Origin of the sequence: Siphonobacter sp. (assembly GCF_048595215.1) — a bacterium.
GTDB lineage: Bacteria > Bacteroidota > Bacteroidia > Cytophagales > Spirosomataceae > Siphonobacter.
Genome location: NZ_JBMDWJ010000320.1, coordinates 1 through 23,849, shown reverse-complemented (window position 1 = coordinate 23,849; position 23,849 = coordinate 1). Strand labels below are relative to the sequence as shown.

At 49.1% G+C, this 23,849-nt stretch carries 18 protein-coding genes; 13 read left to right on the top strand and 5 right to left on the bottom strand.

The window, feature by feature from the left end:
* Position 1: 1 nt before the first annotated feature.
* On the top strand, positions 2–2,212 hold the full coding sequence (locus ACOJTG_RS19840; protein ID WP_420155409.1) for a xanthine dehydrogenase family protein molybdopterin-binding subunit: 2,211 nt from the start codon (positions 2–4) through the stop codon (positions 2,210–2,212).
* 196 nt (positions 2,213–2,408) lie between these two features.
* Here the strand turns inward: ACOJTG_RS19840 and ACOJTG_RS19835 are convergent, their stop codons facing one another.
* A complete protein-coding gene (locus ACOJTG_RS19835; protein WP_420155408.1) occupies positions 2,409–3,671 on the bottom strand; it encodes a dipeptidase in 1,263 nt (420 codons plus the stop codon).
* A gap of 200 nt (positions 3,672–3,871) precedes the next feature.
* On the opposite strand from ACOJTG_RS19835, the gene crtD reads away from it, so the two are divergent.
* The 5 genes from crtD (at position 3,872) to ACOJTG_RS19810 (ending at position 12,291) form a co-directional block, all read left to right on the top strand.
* On the top strand, positions 3,872–5,347 hold the full coding sequence (gene crtD, locus ACOJTG_RS19830; RefSeq protein ID WP_420155407.1) for a 1-hydroxycarotenoid 3,4-desaturase CrtD: 1,476 nt from the start codon (positions 3,872–3,874) through the stop codon (positions 5,345–5,347).
* 336 nt (positions 5,348–5,683) lie between these two features.
* Complete coding sequence (locus tag ACOJTG_RS19825; RefSeq protein WP_420155406.1) at positions 5,684–8,467, top strand: 2-oxoglutarate dehydrogenase E1 component; 2,784 nt, start codon at positions 5,684–5,686, stop codon at positions 8,465–8,467.
* A 94-nt stretch (positions 8,468–8,561) separates the two neighbouring features.
* Positions 8,562–10,130, top strand: a complete 1,569-nt coding sequence (odhB, locus tag ACOJTG_RS19820; RefSeq protein ID WP_420155405.1) for a 2-oxoglutarate dehydrogenase complex dihydrolipoyllysine-residue succinyltransferase — start codon at positions 8,562–8,564, stop codon at positions 10,128–10,130.
* 228 nt (positions 10,131–10,358) lie between these two features.
* Positions 10,359–11,222, top strand: a complete 864-nt coding sequence (locus ACOJTG_RS19815) for a glycerophosphodiester phosphodiesterase family protein (protein WP_420155404.1) — start codon at positions 10,359–10,361, stop codon at positions 11,220–11,222.
* A gap of 112 nt (positions 11,223–11,334) precedes the next feature.
* Positions 11,335–12,291: an MBL fold metallo-hydrolase gene (locus tag ACOJTG_RS19810; RefSeq protein ID WP_420155403.1), complete on the top strand. Its 957-nt coding sequence runs from the start codon at positions 11,335–11,337 to the stop codon at positions 12,289–12,291.
* Positions 12,292–12,381: 90 nt separating this feature from the next.
* On the opposite strand, the gene mutS is transcribed toward ACOJTG_RS19810, so the two are convergent.
* A complete protein-coding gene (gene mutS, locus ACOJTG_RS19805; RefSeq protein WP_420155443.1) occupies positions 12,382–15,021 on the bottom strand; it encodes a DNA mismatch repair protein MutS in 2,640 nt (879 codons plus the stop codon).
* Positions 15,022–15,268: 247 nt separating this feature from the next.
* Between mutS and ACOJTG_RS19800 the strand changes: the two genes are divergently transcribed.
* The 3 genes from ACOJTG_RS19800 (at position 15,269) to ribD (ending at position 17,494) form a co-directional block, all read left to right on the top strand.
* Positions 15,269–15,826: a hypothetical protein gene (locus ACOJTG_RS19800; RefSeq protein WP_420155402.1), complete on the top strand. Its 558-nt coding sequence runs from the start codon at positions 15,269–15,271 to the stop codon at positions 15,824–15,826.
* 54 nt (positions 15,827–15,880) lie between these two features.
* Entirely contained in the window at positions 15,881–16,369 is a 489-nt protein-coding gene (locus ACOJTG_RS19795) for a hypothetical protein (protein WP_420155401.1), read from the top strand.
* Positions 16,370–16,477: 108 nt separating this feature from the next.
* A complete protein-coding gene (ribD, locus tag ACOJTG_RS19790; RefSeq protein WP_420155400.1) occupies positions 16,478–17,494 on the top strand; it encodes a bifunctional diaminohydroxyphosphoribosylaminopyrimidine deaminase/5-amino-6-(5-phosphoribosylamino)uracil reductase RibD in 1,017 nt (338 codons plus the stop codon).
* A 1-nt stretch (position 17,495) separates the two neighbouring features.
* On the opposite strand, the gene ACOJTG_RS19785 is transcribed toward ribD, so the two are convergent.
* The 3 genes from ACOJTG_RS19785 to ACOJTG_RS19775 all read right to left on the bottom strand — a co-directional run bounded on the left by ACOJTG_RS19785 (position 17,496) and on the right by ACOJTG_RS19775 (position 19,789).
* A complete protein-coding gene (locus ACOJTG_RS19785; RefSeq protein ID WP_420155399.1) occupies positions 17,496–18,242 on the bottom strand; it encodes a shikimate dehydrogenase family protein in 747 nt (248 codons plus the stop codon).
* A gap of 82 nt (positions 18,243–18,324) precedes the next feature.
* Positions 18,325–18,981: a VTT domain-containing protein gene (locus tag ACOJTG_RS19780; RefSeq protein ID WP_094813273.1), complete on the bottom strand. Its 657-nt coding sequence runs from the start codon at positions 18,979–18,981 to the stop codon at positions 18,325–18,327.
* Between the two features lie 34 nt (positions 18,982–19,015).
* The gene (locus tag ACOJTG_RS19775; protein ID WP_420155398.1) at positions 19,016–19,789 is read right to left on the bottom strand and encodes a phosphosulfolactate synthase; all 774 of its coding nucleotides are present in this window, start codon (positions 19,787–19,789) and stop codon (positions 19,016–19,018) included.
* A gap of 321 nt (positions 19,790–20,110) precedes the next feature.
* On the opposite strand from ACOJTG_RS19775, the gene ACOJTG_RS19770 reads away from it, so the two are divergent.
* The 4 genes from ACOJTG_RS19770 to ACOJTG_RS19755 all read left to right on the top strand — a co-directional run bounded on the left by ACOJTG_RS19770 (position 20,111) and on the right by ACOJTG_RS19755 (position 23,713).
* The gene (locus tag ACOJTG_RS19770; RefSeq protein WP_420155397.1) at positions 20,111–20,731 is read left to right on the top strand and encodes a TetR/AcrR family transcriptional regulator; all 621 of its coding nucleotides are present in this window, start codon (positions 20,111–20,113) and stop codon (positions 20,729–20,731) included.
* A 41-nt stretch (positions 20,732–20,772) separates the two neighbouring features.
* Entirely contained in the window at positions 20,773–21,687 is a 915-nt protein-coding gene (locus tag ACOJTG_RS19765; RefSeq protein WP_420155396.1) for an NAD-dependent epimerase/dehydratase family protein, read from the top strand.
* 180 nt (positions 21,688–21,867) lie between these two features.
* Positions 21,868–22,857: a hypothetical protein gene (locus ACOJTG_RS19760; protein WP_420155395.1), complete on the top strand. Its 990-nt coding sequence runs from the start codon at positions 21,868–21,870 to the stop codon at positions 22,855–22,857.
* A gap of 439 nt (positions 22,858–23,296) precedes the next feature.
* Complete coding sequence (locus ACOJTG_RS19755; RefSeq protein ID WP_104713024.1) at positions 23,297–23,713, top strand: DUF2141 domain-containing protein; 417 nt, start codon at positions 23,297–23,299, stop codon at positions 23,711–23,713.
* Positions 23,714–23,849 lie beyond the last annotated feature (136 nt).

The window sequence follows — 23,849 nt, the reverse complement described above, 5'->3', positions numbered from 1 at the left end:
CATGAAAAATAAAGATGAACGAATTGGCGGACGCATGAGTCGCGTCGATGCTCAGCTGAAAGTGACGGGGGCCGCCAAATATTTCGCCGAATTTGAAGTACCCAATTTGGTCTACGGGGTACTGGTTCCGAGCACGATTACGAAAGGAGCGATAAAAAGTCTGGATACGAAAAAGGCCGAAAGTGCTCCGGGTGTACTAGCGGTTCTTTCCCACCTGAACGCTCCAAAAACACCCGCGTACCAAACGGACGAACCAAGCAAAACGTCTTCCGGACGCGGTCCCGGAATGAAGGCTTTTTACGATAACAAAGTCTATTTCAACGGCCAACCCATCGCGATGGTTGTAGCGGATACCTTTGAACGAGCTACCTACGCAGCCTCGCTGGTGACCGCTCAGTACGAAAAGTTTTCGCATCAAACCGACCTCAAAAGCAATCTGGATAAAGGGATTACGCCCAAAAGCAAGTCCCTGCAGGATTATCAGCGGGGCAAGAAAGACGCGTATCAAACGGCCCCAGTTAAGATTGAAGCCGAGTACATCCAACCTACGGAAGTACATAATCCGATGGAATTACACGGCATTCTGGCTCAGTGGGAAGGTCCGGACAAAATCACCGTATACGCGAAGACGCAGGGCGTGAAAATGACCCAGCAGGTCATTGCCGATACGTTTAAGATTCCGAAAGAAAACGTATCCGTTCATTCGCAGTTTGTGGGAGGAGCCTTTGGAATGTCGCTACGAGTATGGCCGCACGAAATTGCTACGATACTGGCGGCTCAGAAAGTACAGCGTCCCGTCAAACTGGTGATCACGCGGGATCAGATGTTTACCATTGCCGGATACCGACCGCATACGCACCAGAAAGTAGGGATTGGAGCCAATAAAGACGGAAAGTTTGTAGGGATTTCCCACTGGGCCAATGTTCAGAACAGTAATTACGAGGAGTTTACCGAAGCAACGGTGGGGATGACGCGGTTTCTGTACCGTTCGCCCAACGTCAATACGACCTATCGGGTTATACCGCTCGACATTTGTACGCCCATTCCCATGCGTGGACCCGGCGAAGCGACGGGAGCTTTTGCTTTGGAATCGGCGATTGATGAATTGTCATACGCCCTGAACATGGATCCGATTGAGTTACGGATGAAAAACTATCCCGAAAAAGACCCCGAGCAGGAGTTACCTTGGTCGAGTAATCATGTTCGGGAGGCGTATCAGTTGGGTGCCGACAAAATTGGTTGGTCGAATCGTCCGAAAGAGCCCCGCAGTAAACAGGAGAATGGAATGTGGGTGGGATACGGAATGGCGACGGGTACGTTTGGTGCCCACCGACGCGAGGCAACGGCCCGGGCTCAGCTCAAGGCAGATGGTACCTTGCTCATCCAAAGTGCGGCTAGTGATATTGGTCCGGGAACGGGTACGGCCATGGTACAGATTGCCGCTGAAGTGCTAGGTATGCCCGCCGACCGAATCAAATTTGAATTAGGTGAAACGGCCTTTCCCTACGCTCCCATTCAGGGCGGTTCGGCGACGGTAGCCTCGGTAGGTTCGGCGGTACACGAAGCCTGTATGGCTTTGCGGCAACAACTGGTGGAACTTTCGGGTAATGCTCTGAAAAAAGCCAAAGTTGATACACTGGTCTACGAAGAGGGCCGCGTTCGCTCCCCTACTGACCGCTCGGCCAGTATTGCCTACACGGATATTCTGAAACGGAATAATCTGCCAATGCTGGAAGTAACCAAGGAGGCGAAACCAGGTGAAGAAGGGAAGAAATTTGCCATGTACTCCTTCTCCGTACACTTTGTGAAAGTTCACGTGCACCCCACAACGGGCGTAGTACGGGTCAAACACGCCGTAGCCGTGGCAGATGCGGGTACGATTGTGAATCATAAAACGGCCAGCAGCCAGATGATGGGCGGAGCCGTGGGTGGTATTGGTATGGCTTTACAAGAAGAAGCCGTGATTGACCATCGTTACGGACGGTATGTGAACAATGATCTGGCCAATTATCACGTACCCGTCAATGCCGACATTCCCGATATTGATGTCTTGTTTGTCGATAAAAAAGATCCCTACATCAACCCCATGGGAGCCAAAGGCTTGGGCGAAATCGCAATTATTGGGATGGCTCCAGCTATTGCCAACGCCGTGTATAATGCCACCGGGAAACGGATCCGGGAATTACCGATTACGCCGGACAAGTTGATTTAGGTATAGCTGCTGGTGTTTATAGCTGTTGGTTGTTAGTACCTCGTTGGCTATGAAGTTATACCAGGTAATAAACAATGAGGTTAAGGAACGAACCTATTATTCGTAGCATCAACGATTAGTACTTACCTGTAATAAAAACGTCCCTGACTCGTACAGTCAGGGACGTTCTATTTTTGGTGGGTTGAAATCCTCGGTTTTATCGCATAGCCATGTCGCCGCTCCGGATTTTCTCGCCTACTTTCTTAACATCCTTCATCACCCGGAAAAAGTTATCGCCCCAGATTTTCTTCAGGTCCTTTTCGCTATAGCCGCGACGAACCATTTCAATCGTCAGGTTTTCGTATTCAGAAATATCGAAACAATCGGCCAGGTAACCCCCGCCGTCGTAATCGCCGCCGATGCCCACGTGATCTACGCCCATGATTTTCACAAAATGGTCGAGGTGATCAATCGCATCTTTTACTGTAGCCAGCGGTACGGGATATTTCTTGCTCAGTTCCCGCATTTCCGTCCGCATGGCTTTCATCTGCTCATCCGTCATGGCTCCACCTGCCGTATACTTCTTACGGATTTCAGCCGTGGCCGCCTCGCGTTCGGGATTTTTCGGAGCTTCCTTAATATAGCTACTCAGCAAGTTCAACTGCACTACGCCACCTTTTTTGGCAACGGCCCGCAGTAAGTCATCGTTTAAGTTTCGGGGATGGTTGAGTACCGACCAGGCATCGGAGTGCGTAGCGACGATGGGAGCTTTTGACAGTTTGATCAAATCCCAAACCGTACTGTCAGATACGTGCGAAATGTCGATAATCATGCCGAGACGATTCATCTCCGCGACTACTTTCTCGCCGAAGGGACTCAGGCCGTTGAATTCCGGTCCTTTGGGATCGGTCGATGAATCGCAGATATCGTTATTTGCCGAGTGAGAAAGCGTCATGTAGCGTACACCCCGATCGTAAAACTTCTGAAGCAGCGACAGATCGTTTCCGATTTGATAGCCGTTTTCCATCCCAATAAAAATTGAACGTTTGCCCGCTTTTTCCTGAGCCATCGCCTCTTCCTGCGTCGTTACAATTTTGCCCATTTCCGGATGGCGATTAATCTGGGCGTACATTGAATCCAGGATCGTCATCGCCATTTGCTGAACCTTAGCGTTGGCCTCGGGCGTACGCGGCCCCTGTCCCTGGTATACGGCGAAGAAAATCCCGTCTACGCCGCCTTTTTTCATGCGGGGAAAATCAATCTTGGAATCAAAACCCGTAGCCGTTCCGGGTGCGGGCGTATTATCTTTCGAAATGTCAAAGCCTTTTCCGACCATCCGCATCGGCGTATCGGCGTGAGTATCCAGCGTGAACACCTTGGCGTGAATTTTCTTGGCTTTTTCAATCACCTTGGCATCCTGTTGTGCTGATACCAGTTGGCTTAAACCAATCAAGGGTAAAGCGAGGAAAATTTTTTTCATATCCGTCGATAAAAAGGTTTACTAAAATTGGGAAGTACCGTCCACTAAAGGTATAAATATTTCGCCAAATACCTGTATGACCATATAAACGATAGCGATCATAAGAAAAACTACAGCGATAAGTTTGCAAAGAGTCGCGATCATTCTTTTTAAACATTCCCCCTGTTTTCTGCTTACGTATTCAAAAACAGTAGGAATCCATGAATCAAACGGCAGCCGTTATCGGAGCGGGCATCGGCGGTATTGCCACCGCTATACGTTTAGCGGTGAAGGGCTATTCCGTTACCGTATTTGAGGCGAATACGTATCCCGGCGGCAAGTTATCGGCCTTCGAAGAAAAAGGGTATCGCTTCGATGCGGGGCCTTCGCTTTTTACCATGCCTCAGTTGGTCGAGGAGCTTTTTATACTGGCGGGCGAAGATCCCAAGCAGCATTTCACCTACGAACGCCTGCCCGACATCTGTCATTATTTCTGGGATGATGGCACGCGACTGACGGCCTCGGCGAATCCGGACCAGTTTGCTCAGGAAGTGGAACAAACCCTCGGCGAACCAGCCGCTCACGTCCGTAACTTCCTTCAGCACAGTGCCTTTCAGTATGATGTTACGGAACAGCTTTTCCTAAAAGATTCCTTGCATAAAGCGTCCACCTGGCTCAGTCGAAAGGCCCTGCGAGGCTACCTGAATTTTCCGCGACTGGGGGTTTTGGGTACCATGAATCAGGCGAACGAACAGCGTTTTCAACAGGCGAAAGTCGTACAACTTTTCAACCGCTACGCGACGTATAACGGCTCCGATCCGTATCAGACGCCCGCGTTGCTCAATATGATTCCGCACCTGGAGTACAACATCGGAGCGTACTTTCCGAAAAAAGGGATGGTCAGTATCACCGAGAGTCTGGTCGCTCTGGCCGAGCGAAAAGGAGTTCAGTTTCGGTACCAATCCAAAGTGGAACGCATTCAGGTACGCGACGGAAAAGCCGTCGGTGTGGTGGTGCAGGGTCAGGAAATTCCCTGTAGTATAGTTGTCTCGAACATGGACATTACGCCTACGTACCGAAAACTGCTTCCTACGGAGAAAGCTCCGGAACGTACGTTGCAACAACCCCGTTCGGGTTCAGGTCTGATCTTCTACTGGGGCGTACGGCGGGAATTTGCGGAACTGGGCGTACATAATATTTTCTTTTCGAACGATTACAAGGCCGAATTCGAACACCAGTTTCAATATAAAACTATTTACTACGATCCTACCGTCTACCTGCACATCAGCTCGAAAATCAAGAAGGATGATGCCCCCACAGGCGGTGAAAACTGGTTTGTACTCATCAACGCTCCCGCCAACGAGGGTCAGGACTGGGACACCATCATTGCCCAGACTCGACAAGCTATATTGGCGAAAGTCAGCCGGAGTTTGGGCGTGGACGTAGAATCATTCATTGAGAGTGAATCGGTACTAGACCCCCGAAGTATTGAACTTCGTACCTCTTCCTATCAGGGAGCCCTCTACGGAACATCGTCTAATAATCGGTTTGCAGCCTTTTTGCGGCACCCCAATTTTTCGTCTCGTATCAAAAATTTGTATTTCGTGGGCGGTAGTGTACATCCGGGCGGCGGAATTCCGTTGTGTTTATTTTCAGCCCGTATTGTCGCCGGGATGGTTCCCGAAACCGGTCGCTAGAAAGTCCCAGGGCTTATTCAACAATTATTGAACAAAATCATTTGTATAACGTTACAGAACCAAAGGCTTTTCTCGGCGAGAAATTCCCGTTAACGAAAGGCTTTTACTTCTTAACCAATGCTTTGACTTCACTGAATCATCAAACTACCAACCCATGCAACCGTATCCTTAGCCCGTCGTTCAAAGCCGCTCAAGCTTGCTTTAGAGCTCGCGACAAATGTGTGTTTTTTCAAGCTATACCTTTTTGGCGGAAATTTTGAGGAAATTTGAGAATATTTTCCTTCTCAGTCTTTTGCATCCCCTACCTTTGCCCAATTATTCGAGCAGTTTTCAGATATGGACCAATATTCATATATCGCCAATGCGGACGTGGATTACATTTCCGACTTGTACGATAAATACCAACAGGACCCTTCCAGCGTCGATACGAGCTGGCAAAACTTCTTTAAAGGCTACGATTTTTCCGCCATTTACGGTGAAAAAGGAGCCACCAATGGCGTTTCTTCCAACGGAACTTCTAATGGTCAGGCTAAACCAGCCGATGCGGGCCTTATCGCCAAAGAAGGCTCCGTACTGAGTTTGATTAAAGCGTATCGTTCACGCGGTCACTTGCTGGCGAAAACCAATCCGCTGGGTTACGATCGTAACGTGGAGGCCCGTCTGACGCTGGAAGATTATAAGCTTTCCGAAAAAGATCTGGATACGGTTTTCGAAGCCGGTCATTTCTTGCTGGGTCGTTCGGCTACCTTACGCGAAATCATGGCCGCTCTGGAGAAAATCTACGCGGGCAACATTGGTTTCGAGTACATGTACGTGCGGAACATGGAAGAAAAAGAGTGGCTACGGAATCAGATTGAGAAAGCCGCTCTGGTATTCGATCCGACAAAAGAAGAAAAAGAACGCATTCTGAAGAAGCTCAACGAAGCCGTTACGTTCGAGCAATTCCTGCACACGAAATTCCTGGGTCAGAAACGCTTCTCGCTGGAAGGTGGCGAAGCAACGATTTCTTCCCTGGATACGATCATCAATACGTCTGCCGACATGGGCGTGAAAGAAGTGATGATCGGGATGGCTCACCGGGGCCGTCTGAACGTGCTGGTAAACATCATGCATAAATCCTACGATGAAATCATCAGTGGTTTCGTAGGACAGGTACCTGAACTGGAAGACAACCTCCCCAACGACATTAACTTTGGCGGAGACGTAAAATATCACCTGGGTTACTCAAGCACCCACGTAACGCCCAAAGGAACGGAAGTAAGCCTGAAACTGGCTCCGAACCCTTCGCACCTGGAAACGGTAAACCCCGTGGTGGAAGGTTTCGTACGTAGCCGGGCCGACGGGATTTTCGAAGGCGATTACGATAAGGTTATGCCCATCCTGATTCACGGCGATGCCGCCGTAGCGGGTCAGGGTATTGTGTATGAAGTGACGCAAATGGCGAAACTTCCCGCCTACAAAACGGGGGGTACCATTCACTTCGTCATCAACAACCAGATTGGTTTTACGACGGATGCAGCGGAAGGCCGTTCGGCAATTTACTGTACGGACATTGCCAAAATCATCGACGCCCCCGTATTCCACGTGAACGGTGACGATCCGGAAGCTGTCATGTTCGTATCGAAAATGGCCGTTGAATACCGTCAGGAATTCAATCAGGACGTATTCATTAACATGCTTTGCTACCGTCGCTGGGGACACAACGAGTCAGATGAACCGTCTTTCACCCAACCGACGATGTACTCGCAGATTAAACTGCACAAGAACGTACTCGAACTCTACAACGAGCAACTGGTTAGCCGGGGTAAAGTAGATGCCAAGCTGGCCAAGGGCATGGAAGCTGAATTCAAGCAATTCCTCCAGGATCGTCTGGATGGCGTGAAGCAGGCCGAAGCTCCGGTATTCCACCCGCTCAAACTCGACGAAGACTGGAAAGCCCTGCGGTACGGTTCGGCGGAAGATTTCGAGCAATCACCCGATACGAGCGTTTCCCGCGAGAATCTGGATAAAATTTTCAAAGCCCTGACGACGCTGCCCGAAGGTTTTAAACCGCTTAAGCAGATCGACAAACTGATTTCCGACCGGAAGAAATTACTGGAGGAAAACGGTCAGGTGAACTGGGCTACGGCTGAGTTGATGGCCTACGGTTCGTTGCTGATGGAAGGTAAAACGGTACGGATGACGGGTCAGGACGTACAACGGGGCACCTTTAGCCACCGTCACGCGGTTCTGCACGACGCCGAAAATAACAAGACCTATACGCAGATCGACCACATCGAAGAAGGTCAGGAGCAGATGCAAATCTTCAACTCCCTTCTTTCGGAATACGGTGTACTCGGCTTTGAGTTTGGTTACTCGATGGCCAACGCTCACGCCCTGGTGATCTGGGAAGCTCAGTTTGGTGACTTCGCCAACGGTGCTCAAATCATTATTGACCAGTTTGTCAGCTCCTGCGAATCGAAATGGGGTCTGCAGAATGGTCTGGTGATGTTACTGCCCCACGGCTACGAAGGTCAGGGTCCGGAGCACTCGAATGCCCGCCCCGAACGCTTCCTGCAATTGTGCGGTGACTATAACATGGTGGTAGCCAACGTGACGACACCAGCCAACATTTTCCACCTCATGCGGCGTCAGCTGACTTGGGATTTCCGGAAACCGCTGGTGATCATGTCTCCCAAATCCATGTTGCGGCATCCGCTCAACGTATCCCCGCTTGAAGATCTGACCACAGGTGGCTTCCGGGAAGTAATTGGCGATTCGTACGTGAATACGAAAGAAGTGAAGAAAGTCCTGCTGTGTACGGGTAAAGTATACTACGACTTACTCGACAAACAGCAGAAAGATCAGCGGAAAGACGTAGCGATTGTTCGGGTTGAGCAACTGCATCCGCTGCCGCTGAAACAGATTCAACAGGAACTGGGCAAATACGCCAAAGCTAAAGTGTACTGGGTACAGGAAGAACCCAAAAACATGGGCTACTGGTCGTTTATCTTACGTGAATTTGGTTGTGGTGTGGGTATGGGAGTGATTTCGCGTAAAACGTCTGCTTCTCCGGCCACCGGGTTCCTCAAAACACATAGTGAAGAACAAGCAGCCCTGATTCAGGAAGCCTTTGCTTAACCAATAAAAAGCCGAATTCAGGTGGCGTTTAGCCTGAATTCGGCCATTTGATTATAAAACCGAACGAATCCTCCCTCCTGGGAAGTACCCAATCATGGCAATCATCGAAATGAAAGTCCCCGTCGTGGGGGAATCCGTCACCGAGGTTACCATCGCCACCTGGAATAAAAAAGATGGCGATACGGTAAAGATGGATGAGGTATTATGCGAGTTAGAGTCTGACAAGGCTACTTTCGAGCTACCCGCTGAAGCGGCGGGTGTGCTACGTATCCTGGCGAAAGAAGGTGATACGCTCGCCATCGGAGCCCCCATCTGCTCGATTTCAACGGACGGTGCAGCTCCCGAAGCTCCTCAAGAAGAAGCTCCGGCGGCGGCCTCCAACAACGGTCAGGCTCCCGAAGCCGCTCCGGCTCCTGCTCCTGAAGCAAAGGCGGAAGAGACCAAAACTATTGAAGTGAAAATTCCGGTAATGGGCGAATCGGTTACCGAGGCTACCATTGCCAACTGGAATAAAAAAGAAGGTGATTTCGTGAAAATGGACGAAATCCTCTGCGAACTGGAATCCGATAAAGCTACGTTTGAACTGCCCGCGGAAGCGGCAGGTACGCTGCACATTATTGCCGAACCCGGCTCTACGCTTGAAATCGGTGCAGTAGTGGCTACCATTACGGTAGGTGCCGGTGCTCCGGCGGCGGCTCCTTCGGCTCCAGCAGCAGCTCCGGCTTCAGGTGGCTCTTCGGCCCCGGTAGCGGATAAAGCCAGTGGCGTAACGCCCGTAGCGGCGGCTATTTTGGCGGACAAAGGCATCAATCCGAAAGACATTCAGGGCTCAGGCGAAGGTGGAAAAATCACCAAAGCGGATGCTCTGAAAGCCACTTCGGCTCCGGCTCCTGCAGCGAAAGCCGAAGCCCCCAAGGCCGCTCCGGCTCCCCAGCCTGCGGCTGCTCCTGCGGCTACGGGTGGACGGGCGGAACGTCGTCAACGCATGACTTCACTGCGAAAAACCATCGCTCGCCGACTGGTAGCCGTGAAGAACGAAACAGCCATGCTGACTACGTTCAATGAAGTGGACATGCAGCCGATCATGGAGCTGCGTTCGAAGTTCAAGGACAAATTCAAAGAGAAACACGGCGTTGGTTTGGGCTTCATGTCCTTCTTTGCGAAAGCCGTTTGCGTAGCTCTGAAAGAATTCCAGGCCGTAAACGCTTCCATCGATGGCGATGAAATCGTTTACCACGATTACGTAGATATTTCCGTAGCTGTATCAACCGAGCGTGGTCTGGTGGTTCCGATTCTGCGTAACGCGGATCAACTCAGCTTCGCTGGTATCGAAAAAGGCATTATTGAGCTGGCAGTAAAAGCCCGTGACAATAAGCTGACGATCGAAGATATGTCAGGCGGTACGTTTACGATCACCAACGGTGGTGTATTCGGTTCCATGATGTCTACGCCGATCATCAACGCTCCGCAGGTGGCGATTCTCGGGATGCACAACATCATCGAGCGTCCGGTAGTGGTGAACAAAGAAATCGTAATTCGTCCGATGATGTACATCGCCCTGAGCTACGATCACCGCATCATCGACGGTAAAGAATCCGTAAGCTTCCTGGTACGCGTGAAACAACTGCTGGAAGATCCGGCTCGTCTGTTACTCGACGTTTAGGACGCTATACTATTCAGTACTCAATCCCCGCTTTCGGCTTACCTGAAGCGGGGATTTGATTTTAGTTTTCAGTTGACTGTTTCCTGTTTTCAGTTCATGCAAATACAGTAATGGAGAGGTTAATTCTGAAAATTGTACATAAAACTGCTAACACTATTTTCAACTGATTAGAATACAGCGACGGAAACGCCATCCTGAAAACTGTAAACCGCAAACTGCAAACTTCACATGCTTACCCGTTTTGGCCTGCTGGCCTTTTGCCTGGCTTTTCTGCTGGGCTGTGCTCCTAAAACGTACCTCCGCGTACCCAAACAGGGGCTTTCCGAATACCTGAAACCCGAAGCCGGGAAACCTACGCTCATCAGTGCTCACCGGGGCGGTGGCGACTACGCGGGTTATCCCGAAAACTGCCTTGAATCGTTTGCGTATCTGGCGAAACAGGCAGCCATGATTATCGAGTGTGACATTGGATTGACGCAGGACAGCGTACTCGTGATGCTGCACGACGACGTACTGGACCGTACAACGACCGGAAAAGGGAAACTTAACGCGGTTTCGTACGCGTATACGCAAAGTTTACATCTGAAAGACAACGCTGGTACTACGACCACATTTCGGATGCCTACGCTGGAGCAGGTATTGAACTGGGGGAAAGGCAAAGTGATTTATACGCTGGACGTGAAACGCACGGTACCTTTTGAAAAAGTGGTAGACCTGATTCACCGCACACGTACGGAAGACAACTGCGTCGTCATTACGTATAATGCCCAGGATGCCGCAAAAGTCCACAAACTCGAACCCAGTCTGATGATTTCCGTAACCATTCGCAATGAGGCCGAATACAATCGTCACCACGATCTGGGTATTCCTGACAATCGCATGGTAGCCTTTGTAGGAACCCGGGAGCCTTCCGCCGAGCATTATGCCTTTCTTCACAAAAAAGGTATTTCCTGCATTTTAGGAACGCTGGGTAACCTCGATAAAATGGCTCAGGCCAAAGGCGATCAGGTATACGTCAATTTTGCCAAAAACGGAGCGGATATTATGTCTACCGACCGTCCTCTGGAAATGGCGAAGGCTTTAAAAAAGTAGTAGTACGCTGAGGATCAGACTCCCCAAATAGCCCGCTTGCGGCGGGCTATTTGCGTTGAGGCCGTTTTGGTGGTATGGCTTTTTCAAGATAGCTGCCCTAAAAAACCAACCTATGGAAAAGGAACTGCTGGAAGAAAAAACCCAAACGTACGGATCGGAATACGATGTAGCCGATGACGTAGCGGGTATTAAGGTAGTGTTTGTCAACGTGTACATGATTGGTAAACAGGGAGAAGGTAATCCCTGGGTACTTGTCGATGCGGCGATCCCAAACTCAGCCAGTCGTATCATCAAAGAGGCAGAAACGCGTTTTGGTAAAGACAATCCGCCACAGGCTATTGTCCTTACCCACGGTCACTTCGATCATACTGGTGCTCTGGAAGACTTACTTAAAGCCTGGGGAAATATCCCAGTATATGCTCATCCGCTGGAAATGCCATTCCTGACCGGGAAATCACACTACCCACCACCAGATCCAACGGCGGGTAACGGTGCGATGGCAGCTCTCTCGTTTTTATTCCCGATTCGTCCACTCGATATTTCAGGTCAAGTGAAACCGATTCCACACGATGGTTTCATTGAAGAATTACCCGACTGGCGGTTCATCCATACACCCGGTCATGCTCCCGGACACGTATCGCTGTTCCGAGATAAAGATAAAGTACTGATTGCCGGGGATGCCTTCGTGACCACTAATCAGAATTCAGTATTCTCCGTAGCTACGCAGAAATTGGAACTACACGGACCGCCGAGCTACTTTACCTGCGACTGGCGAGCTGCGAAAAAGTCCGTCCGTCGGCTGGCCCAGCTTAAGCCCAGTGCCGTAGGTACGGGTCATGGAAAAGCACTGCGGGGTAAAGAATGGCGTTCACAATTGCAGGAACTTTCCGATAACTTTGATACCCGAGCCCTACCCGGCTCGAGTCGATATATCAATCACCCGGCTCATACGGATGAAAATGGTATTGTGTCCATGCCAACACCGATTTCGTACTGGGTAGCCAAAGGGCTGGCCATTGGAGCAGTAGCGGGCCTGACCTTATTCGCCTGGAATCGCTTGCGAAAATAGCTTGATCAAGCACGGAAAAGCCCGACGAAGCAGATTCGGCGGGCTTTTCTATTTGCTGAGAAAACGAATACTGAACTTCGTTTCCAGATCTTATTCCATCAACCGTTTGATTTCATTTAATTTCAACAGGGCTTCAATCGGCGTCAGCGTATTGACGTCAATTCGCGATAGCAGTTCTTCCACTTTTTCGAAACGCGGATCTTTTTCTGCCCCGAATAAACTCATCTGAAACGCTGGGATCGCTTTGGGCACTTCCCGAATGCGTTCGGTATGATTTTCCTTGATATGATCCTGTTCGAGGTGAGCCAGAATTTCGTTTGCCCGATTGACTACCGCACCCGGCATACCCGCCATCTGAGCCACGTGAATACCGAAACTGTGCTCTGAACCACCAGGCTTCAGTTTCCGCAGGAAAATCACTTTATTCCCCGATTCCTTCACGGAAACGTTGAAGTTTTTGATTCGTGGAAAATCCTCTGCCAACTGATTGAGTTCGTGATAGTGCGTAGCGAAGAGCGTTTTCGGTCGGGCATTCGGCAGGCTATGCAGATATTCGGTGATCCCCCAGGCAATACTTACGCCGTCGTAGGTACTCGTACCCCGCCCAATTTCATCCATCAGGACCAGACTCCGGTCGCTCAGGTTATTGAGAATACTTGCTGTTTCGGTCATTTCCACCATAAACGTACTTTCCCCCCGGCTCAGGTTATCGGAAGCCCCCACCCGCGTAAAGACCTTATCGACCAGACCAATTTCGGCGGCCGTGGCCGGTACGAAACTACCGATCTGGGCCATCAGTACGATCAGAGCCGTTTGTCGTAGTAAAGCCGATTTCCCCGCCATGTTGGGGCCCGTAATCATGATGATTTGCTGCTCTTCATCGTCCAGCGTCAGATCATTCGGTACGTAGCTTTCACCCATGGGTAACTGTTGTTCAATCACCGGGTGCCGACCCGCTGCAATGCGAATCGCTTTTCCCTCGTTTACTTCCGGTTTAGCGTACTTATTCTTTTGGGCAATCTTAGAGAAACTCAGTAAGGTATCCAGTACGGCTAACACCCGAGCATTTTGCTGAATGGGACTCACGTACTCGCTGGCCGTTTGGATCAGTTCGTTAAAGATGCGTTGTTCAATCACGAAGATTTTATCCTCGGCATTCAAAATCTGATCCTCGTATTCTTTCAGTTCGGGCGTAATGTAGCGTTCCGCATTGACGAGCGTTTGCTTGCGAATCCACTCGGCAGGTACGCGATTCTTGTGAGCATTCGTCACTTCCAGATAATACCCGAAAACTTTATTGTACGCAATTTTCAGCGAGGTGATGCCCGTATTCGTGATCTCCCGGTTCTGAATATTCACCAGAAAATCCTTTCCCGCATAGGCAATCTGATGCAACTGGTCCAGCTCGTTGTCCACACCCGATTTGATCATATTACCCAGGTTAGTTACCAGCGGCGGATCTTCGCGTAATTCCGTTTCAATCTTTTCGAGCAGCGACTCGCAGGTATTCAGTTGCTCGGCGTACTTCCGCAGTAAGGGCTGGGTTGCACTGTGCTGGAGCAGAAAATTCCGAATGGGTCCGACGTGCGACAAGGCCCGTTTCAAAGCCAGCATTTCCCGGGGATTGATCCGGCGAACGGCTACTTTGGAAATCAAACGCTCCAGATCGCCGATTTGCCGCAGGTGCGTATCCAGCGTTTCGGCCAGTTCGGTATCCTGCAACAGTAGGTCGACCGTGTTGAGTCGCTCGTGAATGGGTTTTAGTTCTTTGAGCGGCAGTACCAGCCACTTCCGCAGCATCCGGGCTCCCATCGGCGTCAGCGTCTGGTCAAGAATCTGAATGAGCGGTACGCCGTTTTCCTGTTGAGCCGTTACCAACTCCAGGTTGCGAATCGTAAAGCGATCCAGCCAGACGTACTTATCTTCTTCCAGACGCGTCAATCGGGTAATATGCCCGACATCGCGGTGCTCGGTTTCGGCCAGGTAGTGCAGAATAACCCCCGCCGCGACGATTCCTTCGGTAAGGTTTTCCACCCCAAAGCCTTTGAGCGTCGTGGTGTTGAAATGAGCCGTTAGTAAGGGATACGCAAAATCGTGCGTGAATGCCCAATCTTCCAGTTGATAGGTATTGAATTGCTCTCCGAAAATGCCCTGAAACTCCGAGCGATTTTTCTTACAAAAGAGGATTTCCGCCGGACTAAAACTTTGCAGTAATTTCTCCACGTAAGCCGCATTGCCCTGCGTAGTCAAAAATTCACCCGTCGAAACGTCCAGAAAAGAAATGCCGATTACGTCTTTCTGAAAATGCACGGCGGCCAGGTAATTGTTCCGCCGAACATCGAGTACATTGTCGTTGAAAGAAACACCCGGCGTCACCAGCTCCGTAACGCCCCGCCGTACAATGCCTTTGGCCGTAGCCGGGTCTTCGAGCTGGTCGCAGATGGCGACGCGTTCACCCGCCCGTACCAGTTTAGGCAGGTAATTATCGAGAGAATGGTGGGGAAAACCCGCTAGGGGTGTTTCGCCTGAGGTACCGTTGTTTCGTTTGGTGAGCGTAATACCCAGAATCTTGCTGGCCCGTACGGCATCTTCCCCAAACGTTTCGTAAAAATCGCCCACCCGGAACAAGAGAATGGCTCCCGGGTATTGCGTTTTGATTTGATTATACTGCCGATTCAGAGGGGTTTCCTTCTCCTGCTTCCCTGCACCTTCCTTGGATGGACGAGCCATAGTCACTTCAGTCGTTGGGTCAGTGAAAAGCTCCGTGAACGAGCCTTTTTCCTGACCAAATAAACAATGGATAGAAGACAAAGATACGGCCGGAAGGGGTCGGTTGACAAGGCCAACGGGCAGACCTGCTGAAATAATCCTCCCTGTGAATCAGGTTAGGCTCCAAAGGTTCGTCTGATTTTTTTAGAGGAAATCGGAACTTGTTCGCCGAGAAAATTGTAATTTTGCAACCAAGTTGCAGAAAGCTATGAAATCGATTGTATATGCATCCACTTCCGTACTCACGGTGATTGCTCACTGGCTGTGCTGTCTGTTGCCCTTACTGGCGGCAGTGCTAGGCCTGAGCGGGTCTTCGTCAGTACTGAGCTGGGTATTGGATTACCGCTGGTACTTAGTTGGTTTTCAGGTACTCTTAATGAGCTGGTCTTTTTATCATTTATACGTACAGCATCAGCCTAGTCCGCGTTTACGCTACGAACGGGCGATTTTCTGGTTCTTATTAGTGTTCTCGGTAGTGGCCTGGAGCATTCCGCACGAATGGTTGATGTCCAATGATCAGAAAATGGCCACGGCTCAGGTACAGCGGGTCTTTAACGCCCGGAAATTGACGCTGGCCCTGTCGGAAGATACGACGCCTCAAATGCTGGAAAAAAGTCTGGAAAAGGTGGATGGAGTCCTGCAGTTGAAGCCCGTACAGGCCGGGGTAGTTTCCGTACGCTACGATTTTCGAAAAATCAATAAAGACCAGTTGCTTCAGGACCTTCGTAATCAGGGTCTAGAACTGACGGAAGTCAGCTACCAGTAACAAATGGTTTTCTCCTGATTTTGTCCTAACATTGCGAAGCTAATTAATCCTGCTATGATCAAACGTTTTCTCCCTCTGTCGGCTCTGCTCGTCGGTTTGCTGTTGTTTTCCTGTCAGGAAAAGGAAAATCCCCAACTGAAAGAAGCGGCGGCGATTCACAATGAAGCTCATGAAATCATGGAAAGTATTGAGCCCGAAGTTAAATCGTTGGATAGCCTCCAATCTGCACTAGCGAATAAACAAATTGCCGCCAAAGACACGGCAGCCTTTGCTTCGGCTGTAGCCGCTCTGGATAAGGTACAAACGGATTTCAAAGCTTGGGAAGAAAACTTAGTAACGGTTCCGGGAATGGAACATGAGCACGAGCATGAACACGAAGGCCATGGCGAAGGGGAACACCATCACCACCACGAGCACAAAAAAGCTCCTGATGTAACGCCCGAGCAGCACGTTGAAATTCAGAAAGAAATCAAGAAAAGTATCGAGCAGATTCAAATCGAACTGAAGGCCGCTAAAACGCAAGCCGAAGCTCTGCTGAAATAAGAAACAAGTCAGTATTTAAGAAAGACGCTGGTGAAACGAACTCGTTTGATCAGCGTCTTTTGCGTATGATCGTATATTCGCTTTTTGACTAGTCAAAGACACGCATTGATGGACGAACTTTTCATGCAACGGGCTCTGGAACTGGCCCAGCTAGGTCAGGGTACCGTAGCACCGAACCCCATGGTCGGCTGTGTGATTGTGCACGAAAACCGCATTATCGGCGAAGGCTGGCACCGTCAGTATGGGCAGGCTCACGCGGAAGTCAATGCCCTGAATGCTGTTGCTGAACGTGACTTGCTTCCGGAGGCGACCGTATATGTAACGCTCGAACCCTGCTCGCACTACGGCAAAACGCCGCCTTGTGCTGACCGACTCGTTAGTGAAGGGGTACGGCGGGTGGTGATTTGTAACGATGATCCTAATCCGCTGGTGGCGGGTCGGGGTATCCGGAAATTACAGGAAGCGGGTATTGAGGTCGAAACGGGCGTTTTAGCCGCCCAAGGCCGTCGCATCAATCGCCGATTCTTCACGTATTTTGAAAAGAATCGCCCCTTTTTAATTCTGAAGTGGGCTGAAACGGCGGACGGCTATCTGGCCGGACGCGAAGGCCAGCCGTTACAGATTTCCAATGCCGTTTCCCGGCGACTACTGCATAAATGGCGGACGGAAGAAGACGCTTTTCTGGTCGGAACACGTACACTTCAGGCCGATAATCCACACTTGAACGCCCGCCTCTGGCCGGGTCGAAATCCCGTTCGGATTGGTTTGGATCGGGCCCTGAGCCTACCGGATACGTATCATTTTCTGGATGATTCGCAGGTAACGCTGGTGTATAATCAACGCGAAACTCGCCAGACGGAACGTACGCAGTGGGTGGTACCAGATTCCTGGGATTTACCCAATCTGATGCAGGACTTACGGCAACGATCCATACAAAGTGTGGTGATCGAGGGCGGCCCTACCCTGTTGCAATCCTTCATCGAACAGAATCTGTGGGATGAGATTCGGATTTTCCGCAGTTCGGTTCGTCTCGGTTCCGGTCTGGCCGCCCCGGATTTCTGCGGCACCCTGCTCCAGAAAGATCGTCTGCTCACAGACGAACTTAGTATCTGGGCACCCTTGTAAGTTATTCATTCCAGATTTCCCAGGACTTCTCAGCCTGTAATTCCAGCATGCGGTATCCGTTGTGCGTAGCAGCACCGCGTTCGGCTCCGCGTTTCATAAAGAGCGTTTCTTCCGGATTATAGACCAGATCGTACAGAAGGTTCTGTTCGGTCAGCGACGCGTACGGCAGGTCCGGACAGGCGTCGACGTTCGGGTACGTGCCCAGTGGCGTGGCGTTAATGAGGAGCGAATACTCCGCCAGTACATCCGCGTTCAAATCCGAGTAATTCAAAAACGAATCGGACTCTTTCCGGGATACTGTTTTGTAGGTAATGCCCAGATCCTCCAGAGCTACACGAACGGCTTTGGTGGCTCCCCCATCCCCCAGAATCAGGGCTTTTTTCGGTTGCAATTGCTGAAAAGGCTCCCAGCGTTCAAGTGACCAGCGAAAACCCCAGTAATCGGAGTTATAGCCTTTCAGCGTACCATCGGGTCGTACTTTAATGACATTGACCGCACCGATTCGTTCGGCCAGCGGGTCCAGTTCGGTCAGGAAGGGCAGTACGGCTTTTTTGTGCGGAATGGTTACGTTCAGCCCTTTTAGTTCCGGCCACTGAGCTACTAAAGCCGGTAATTCGTTCGCTTCGGGTAATTCGAATAGTTCGTAAACGTGGGTTTCGGCTAACCCTTCCCGTTGGAATTTCTCGGTGAAATACCGTTTGGAGAAGGAGTGTCCGAGCGGAAAGCCGATCAGGGCGTAGAGGTTCATAGGTTATCAGTAAAAAAGCGTAAAGAATCGTAACGGCTTTGACACCTCTACTGATTCTTTACGCTTTCGTTTAGAAAAGGATTTATACCGTTTTCTTCGTCATGAATTTCTCTTTCAGGATGCCCCAAATGATAGGTAATACCGAAAGACCGATGATTCCGAAAACAACAATCTCGAAATTTTTCTTCACAAACTCCAGGTTACCAAAGAAGTAGCCCAGTAGCGAAATACTCGTCACCCAAAGTACGGCTCCCGCTACGCAGAAGAAAATGTACCGGCCATACGTCATACTACCGGCTCCGGCAACGAAGGGAGCAATGGTCCGAACGATGGGTACAAAACGGGCGATAATCACCGTTTGTCCGCCGTATTTGGCGTAGTATTCTTCGGTTTTGTACAGGTATTCCCGTTTGAAAAACAGAATCCGTTCCCTCGATCGAATGAAATTGGAGAAGTACTTGCCAACAAAGTAATTGAGGTTGTCGCCCATCAAAGCCGCTACAATCAACAAGGGAATAATTACCCCTACTGAAAGCTCATTGGTATCGCGGGCCGCCAATGCCCCAGCCGCAAATAGCAGCGAATCGCCGGGTAACAGAGGCATGACAATGAAGCCGGTTTCCACGAAAACGATCAGAAAAAGAATGCCGTAGGTCAGCAATCCGTACTCATTCACCCATACATCCAGATAGCGATCCAGGTGCATGAGGAAATCTAACAATCCTTTAATAATTTCCATAAAAAGAAGAGACAGATAGAATTTGGGTGGGAAGTTAACAGTCTTTTTCCATATTCAGAAAATGCGAGAAGGTATCCCCCCGGAGGCCTAAGCGAATGGTTTCCACCGAAATAACTTCATTTGGAGCAATGTTTCCGAGATTCACGTTGGCCCCCAAAAGTTGTACAAACCACACCTGTTGAGCCTTCTGGGGAGCTTCCCAGATGATGTGCTCGGCGGGAACCTGCGTGAGAATTTCTTCAACCAGCCCCTGACGAACCTCTCCCGAAGAGCGGAATAAACCGACGTTCCCCCCTTCACGGGCTTCACCGATTACTTTCCAGGCACCAGCCGCCAGTTCGGCGTTCATAAGTTGAATCCACTTATACGGCGGAATGATCTTCGCTTCATCCTTCGATCCTACTTCCGAAAGTACAGTTACCTGCTTTGATAAGGTACTGATGTACTGTAGTTTCTCATCCTGAGGCATATCAATGGAGCCGTCGGAGACTTCCGCATGCGTCAAGCCAAATTCGTCGATTACGCGTCGGTAATCGTCAAATTGACCCCGAACAACGAATGCTTCAAAAAGAGTACCGCCGAAGTAAACCGGAATACCAGCTTCCTTGTAAACTTTCAATTTCTCTTTCAGCTTAGGCGTTACGAAAGACGTCGCCCAGCCCAGCTTTACTATGTCCACATGATCGGCAGCAACATCCAGAAAATCTTCTGCTTGTCTGATACTTAGCCCTTTGTCCATAGCCATGGTTAATCCAGACTGCCGGGGCTTCTCGGTACGCTCGGGAATTTGATTTAAATGGTAATTCATACGGCAATGATTGCTTTCACGAGAAAGTGCAAAAGTAGCCTAGTCCAACCGTTAGACAAGGAATCCGGAATAAATCTCTGGAAAAAGGGGGATTTCCGGGGGTCCGAGAAGGAAACCCTTCGGACTGCTCAAAGTTTAGAATTATTTTCCGTTTCCCGGCTGATTGTCTTCAAGATCAAAGATTTTGTTTTCTGCTATAAACTCTAATGTATTCTTAATCAGAGTTTTATTATCTAAATCAATCCATGAATTAAAAAATATCTCCGAACATGTTTCATACACTAAACAGTGTTCATTAAGTTTACATCAAAATAAGTTTACATGGGTATACAGGAACGGAAAGAGCGGGAGAAGCAGGAAATGCGGGAATTGATTCTGCGAACGGCCAAGCAGGTGTTTATTGAAGAAGGGTACGAGAAAACGTCCATTCGAACCATTGCGGACCGAATCGAATACAGTCCCGCCACCATTTATCTATACTATAAGGATAAAGATCAGCTGCTATTTGCTATTCATGAACTGGGTTTCGACGCTTTAATCGAATCATTTCGAAGCTTACAGGAAATAGCTGATCCACTGGAGCGATTCCGGCAATTAGGTTATCGGTATGTGCAGTTTGCGATTGATAATCCAGAGATGTATGACCTGATGTTCATCTCTTACTCTCCCATGAATGCTCTGGAAAAGGCTCCACAGGGAAGTACCTGGGATTGCGGGTATCAGGCCTTTCATATACTTTGTACTATTATCCAGGAAAATATGGATCAGGGATTGCTTCGTACCAACGATTTATATATTACGGCTTTGTCAGTCTGGTCAAATGTACATGGACTGGCGTCCCTATACATTCGAAATCGACTCAAAGCTTTTCCGGAGCATTTGAATACACAGCAACTCATGGACCAATCCCTTGATCTGTTAATTGCCTCGCTGAAAGTCTAAGTTAGTCTTAACTATTTCTCAACCGTTTTTCCCTTCAAGCCATGCAAACGATTCTTGGTTCTGGCGGAGCTGTGTCTGTTCCACTCGCCCAACACCTGCGTACCTACACTGACGACATTCGTCTGGTCAGCCGAACGCCCCAGCGGGTCAATCCCACGGATACGCTTTTTCCAGCCAATCTGCTTGATGCCGCTCAGGTTGATGCAGCAGTTGCCGGTTCTTCCATTGTATATCTGACGGCGGGCCTACCTTATCGAACCAAACTCTGGCAGCAACAATGGCCCATCGTCATCCAAAACGTACTTCAGGCTTGCCGTAACCATCAGGCTCGACTAGTCTTCTTGGACAATATCTATGCACTAGGCTATGTACACGGCCCCATGACTGAAGAGACACCCCTGAACCCCGTCAGTAAAAAAGGGGAAGTTCGGGCCAAGATTGCCCGGCAACTACAGGAAGAAAATCAGGCGGGTAACGTCGAGATTATGATTGCCCGGGCTCCAGACTTTTACGGTCCCAATGTCAAAACCAGCGTGGTTGACATTACCGTTATTCAGAATCTCAAAAAGGGGAAGAAAGCTCAGTGGCTGATCAACAGTGAAGTAAAGCATTCCTTCATTTTTACGCCCGATGCGGGCCACGCAGTGGCTTTGTTGGGCAATACTCCTGAAGCCTTTGGGCAAATCTGGCATTTACCTACTGCGGCACCTGCTCTTACCGGAGCTGAATTCATTGCGGCCTGTGCTCAGGAACTCGGCGTTTCTTCCAAATTTACCACGCTTCCTAAATGGATGGTTCAACTGGGAGGACTCTTCGTTCCCGACTTGAAAGAAAGCGTTGAAATGCTGTATCAATATGAGCACGAGTACCTGTTTGACAGCAGTAAGTTTGAGAAACACTTCGCATTACAACCGACCTCTTATCAGGAAGGTATACGTATATCCACGCGAGCCTAAGCCAATTTTGAGCTTATATTCATACGGACGATTACTCAAGCGATTGGTTTCCAGTCGCTTTACTTTTGCAATCCCTACTCAAAGTTCCTCAAATCGTTCCTCAATACTCCCCAATCTTTTCTTTGGAATGTTCTTTTCTTTACTAGAGCTAAACAGAAAGTCACAACCAACGTTAAAGCCATGAAAAAGAACATCATCGTACTCTCAGCGGCCCTGGCCGTTATCGGTATAAGTTCCTGTCAAAGTACACGCTCTACTCCTTCCGGCGACAGCCGCACGGATTCTCTCTCAACGGCTAGCGTTCGAATGAACGACGCCAGTAATTCAAGTACCGTCCCGGGTTCTAGTACACCTGCTACCAACAATACGGGTATGGTCGAACAAGGCGGTATGGTTCCTAATAACTCCTACGCTCGCTCAGATAACCGCGACCGGACCAATCGAAATAACTCGGCTACCAATAACAATCAGACGAATATCTCGAATCAATCCGTAGTGAACCCCGGAGCGATGAGTAATGCCGCAAATCCTTCAGCAACGGACCCAACGGTTACTTCCGGTACAGGAAATTCAGCTACAAGCTCAACGATGAGTAACGGTTCCAATAATTCGCTCATGCGGGGAACTACCACTACCAATTCAAACAATACGAATTCAAACTCAACTACTACCAACACAGCGGGCGTACGACCCGATATGAGTCGCGAGACGGGCGTATCGAAAGAATCTTCACCGACCGTGAATAGTTACCTGAGTAAGTCTTCTCGTTCAGGAAATACTTCCGGCAAAGAATTGCCAAACAACCCTGAAAATATGGTAGCTCCGCCATCAGCGGACACGGCACAGCGGACGCAGGCCATGACTACGCCAGGTCAACGGAATGGCGTAAACGCCACTGAATCGATGACAGCTACGTCAACGAACGTGGAAAAAGCCATGGCTAATCCAACCAGTGGTACGAGCGAAATGACTTCATCAAAAGATTTGATGAGTCAGGTCAATAAGCACCTCGAAGCTGTCGATCAGGAGCTAAAAGCATCACCTTCAGCAGCCCGTCGGACTGAACTGAATCAAAAACGTCAAAAATTAGTAGGAGCACTTAATAAATTGCAAGAAGTAGAAATGACACTCTCGCAACTGGATAAAAATTCGGCTATGCCTAAAAAATAGTAATTTTTGCCGACAGTTTAAGGACTTTCGTCGGCAGACTCCGATCTGGCGAAAGTCCTTATTTATTTAAACTTTCTATAAATCAGGAAAAGTCGTTAAGGATTATACTTACAAAATTTTAACAATCATTTGAATGTTAATCATAAAATTACCTTGACATATTAATTACAATTACGTATATTTTATTCCGTATAATTTATACACGTCAGAATAAAATATAATATTCATTGATATCTACTAAAAAATAGTATTTAACAAAATTTATCTATTTTTGTATTGTTCGGACGTTTAACGACGTCTGAATGTCTGGTTGGATCTGGGAGTAATCCCAATTCAATCCAAAACAGACAAAGGTTGAAGGTTGAACGTTATTGGGCAGTGGCTTTGCAACTGCCCAATTTTTTTAGTCAATTGTTGATAGTCTTTTTTACGTTCGCTTATGAAAACGTTGTTCATTATTAGTCATTTAGTACTCAATTTTATCTTTCCCGCCAAACAGGAGCCCCTGGCCATTACTTTCACCAATGTTCGTAACACCCGAGCTCCCTTAGTGGTAGGCGTATTTCGTAAAAGCGATCCGTTTACGAAGGTGCCTTTCAAAAACTATAAACTTGAGCCCAACGGCGGATCTTCTCCGACCTTGTTCATTGACGATCTTCCGTACGGAGAATATGCAGTGGCCGTTTTTCAGGATGAAAATGGGGATGGTAAGCTCAATACCAACATTGTAGGCATTCCAAAAGAACCGTATTGCTTCTCTAATAACTACCGTCCGCGGGTGAAATCTCCCAAGTACGACCAGTGTAAGTTTGTGTATTCGCAGAAGAACAATCACATGTATCTTCAGCTTTTGTAGGCCTTGTCCGTAGCTTTTGCCGTACCTTCGTATCATGAACTACTACGAACTAAAACTCTGCGTTTCGCCTGGGGTACACGACATCTTCGTGGCGGAACTGGCCGAAATTGGTTTCGAATCTTTTGTTGAAGAAGAC

Excerpts from the sequence above, each read along its gene's own strand:
- odhB (WP_420155405.1), top strand. The coding sequence starts at position 8,562 with ATGGCAATCATCGAAATGAAAGTCCCCGTCGTGGGGGAATCCGTCACC.
- crtD (WP_420155407.1), top strand. The coding sequence starts at position 3,872 with ATGAATCAAACGGCAGCCGTTATCGGAGCGGGCATCGGCGGTATTGCC.
- ACOJTG_RS19770 (WP_420155397.1), top strand. The coding sequence starts at position 20,111 with ATGGGTATACAGGAACGGAAAGAGCGGGAGAAGCAGGAAATGCGGGAA.
- ACOJTG_RS19775 (WP_420155398.1), bottom strand. The coding sequence starts at position 19,789 with ATGAATTACCATTTAAATCAAATTCCCGAGCGTACCGAGAAGCCCCGG.
- ACOJTG_RS19785 (WP_420155399.1), bottom strand. The coding sequence starts at position 18,242 with ATGAACCTCTACGCCCTGATCGGCTTTCCGCTCGGACACTCCTTCTCC.
- ribD (WP_420155400.1), top strand. The coding sequence starts at position 16,478 with ATGGACGAACTTTTCATGCAACGGGCTCTGGAACTGGCCCAGCTAGGT.
- ACOJTG_RS19815 (WP_420155404.1), top strand. The coding sequence starts at position 10,359 with ATGCTTACCCGTTTTGGCCTGCTGGCCTTTTGCCTGGCTTTTCTGCTG.
- ACOJTG_RS19795 (WP_420155401.1), top strand. The coding sequence starts at position 15,881 with ATGATCAAACGTTTTCTCCCTCTGTCGGCTCTGCTCGTCGGTTTGCTG.
- ACOJTG_RS19800 (WP_420155402.1), top strand. The coding sequence starts at position 15,269 with ATGAAATCGATTGTATATGCATCCACTTCCGTACTCACGGTGATTGCT.
- ACOJTG_RS19810 (WP_420155403.1), top strand. The coding sequence starts at position 11,335 with ATGGAAAAGGAACTGCTGGAAGAAAAAACCCAAACGTACGGATCGGAA.
- ACOJTG_RS19765 (WP_420155396.1), top strand. The coding sequence starts at position 20,773 with ATGCAAACGATTCTTGGTTCTGGCGGAGCTGTGTCTGTTCCACTCGCC.
- ACOJTG_RS19835 (WP_420155408.1), bottom strand. The coding sequence starts at position 3,671 with ATGAAAAAAATTTTCCTCGCTTTACCCTTGATTGGTTTAAGCCAACTG.
- ACOJTG_RS19825 (WP_420155406.1), top strand. The coding sequence starts at position 5,684 with ATGGACCAATATTCATATATCGCCAATGCGGACGTGGATTACATTTCC.
- ACOJTG_RS19840 (WP_420155409.1), top strand. The coding sequence starts at position 2 with ATGAAAAATAAAGATGAACGAATTGGCGGACGCATGAGTCGCGTCGAT.
- mutS (WP_420155443.1), bottom strand. The coding sequence starts at position 15,021 with ATGGCTCGTCCATCCAAGGAAGGTGCAGGGAAGCAGGAGAAGGAAACC.
- ACOJTG_RS19780 (WP_094813273.1), bottom strand. The coding sequence starts at position 18,981 with ATGGAAATTATTAAAGGATTGTTAGATTTCCTCATGCACCTGGATCGC.
- ACOJTG_RS19760 (WP_420155395.1), top strand. The coding sequence starts at position 21,868 with ATGAAAAAGAACATCATCGTACTCTCAGCGGCCCTGGCCGTTATCGGT.
- ACOJTG_RS19755 (WP_104713024.1), top strand. The coding sequence starts at position 23,297 with ATGAAAACGTTGTTCATTATTAGTCATTTAGTACTCAATTTTATCTTT.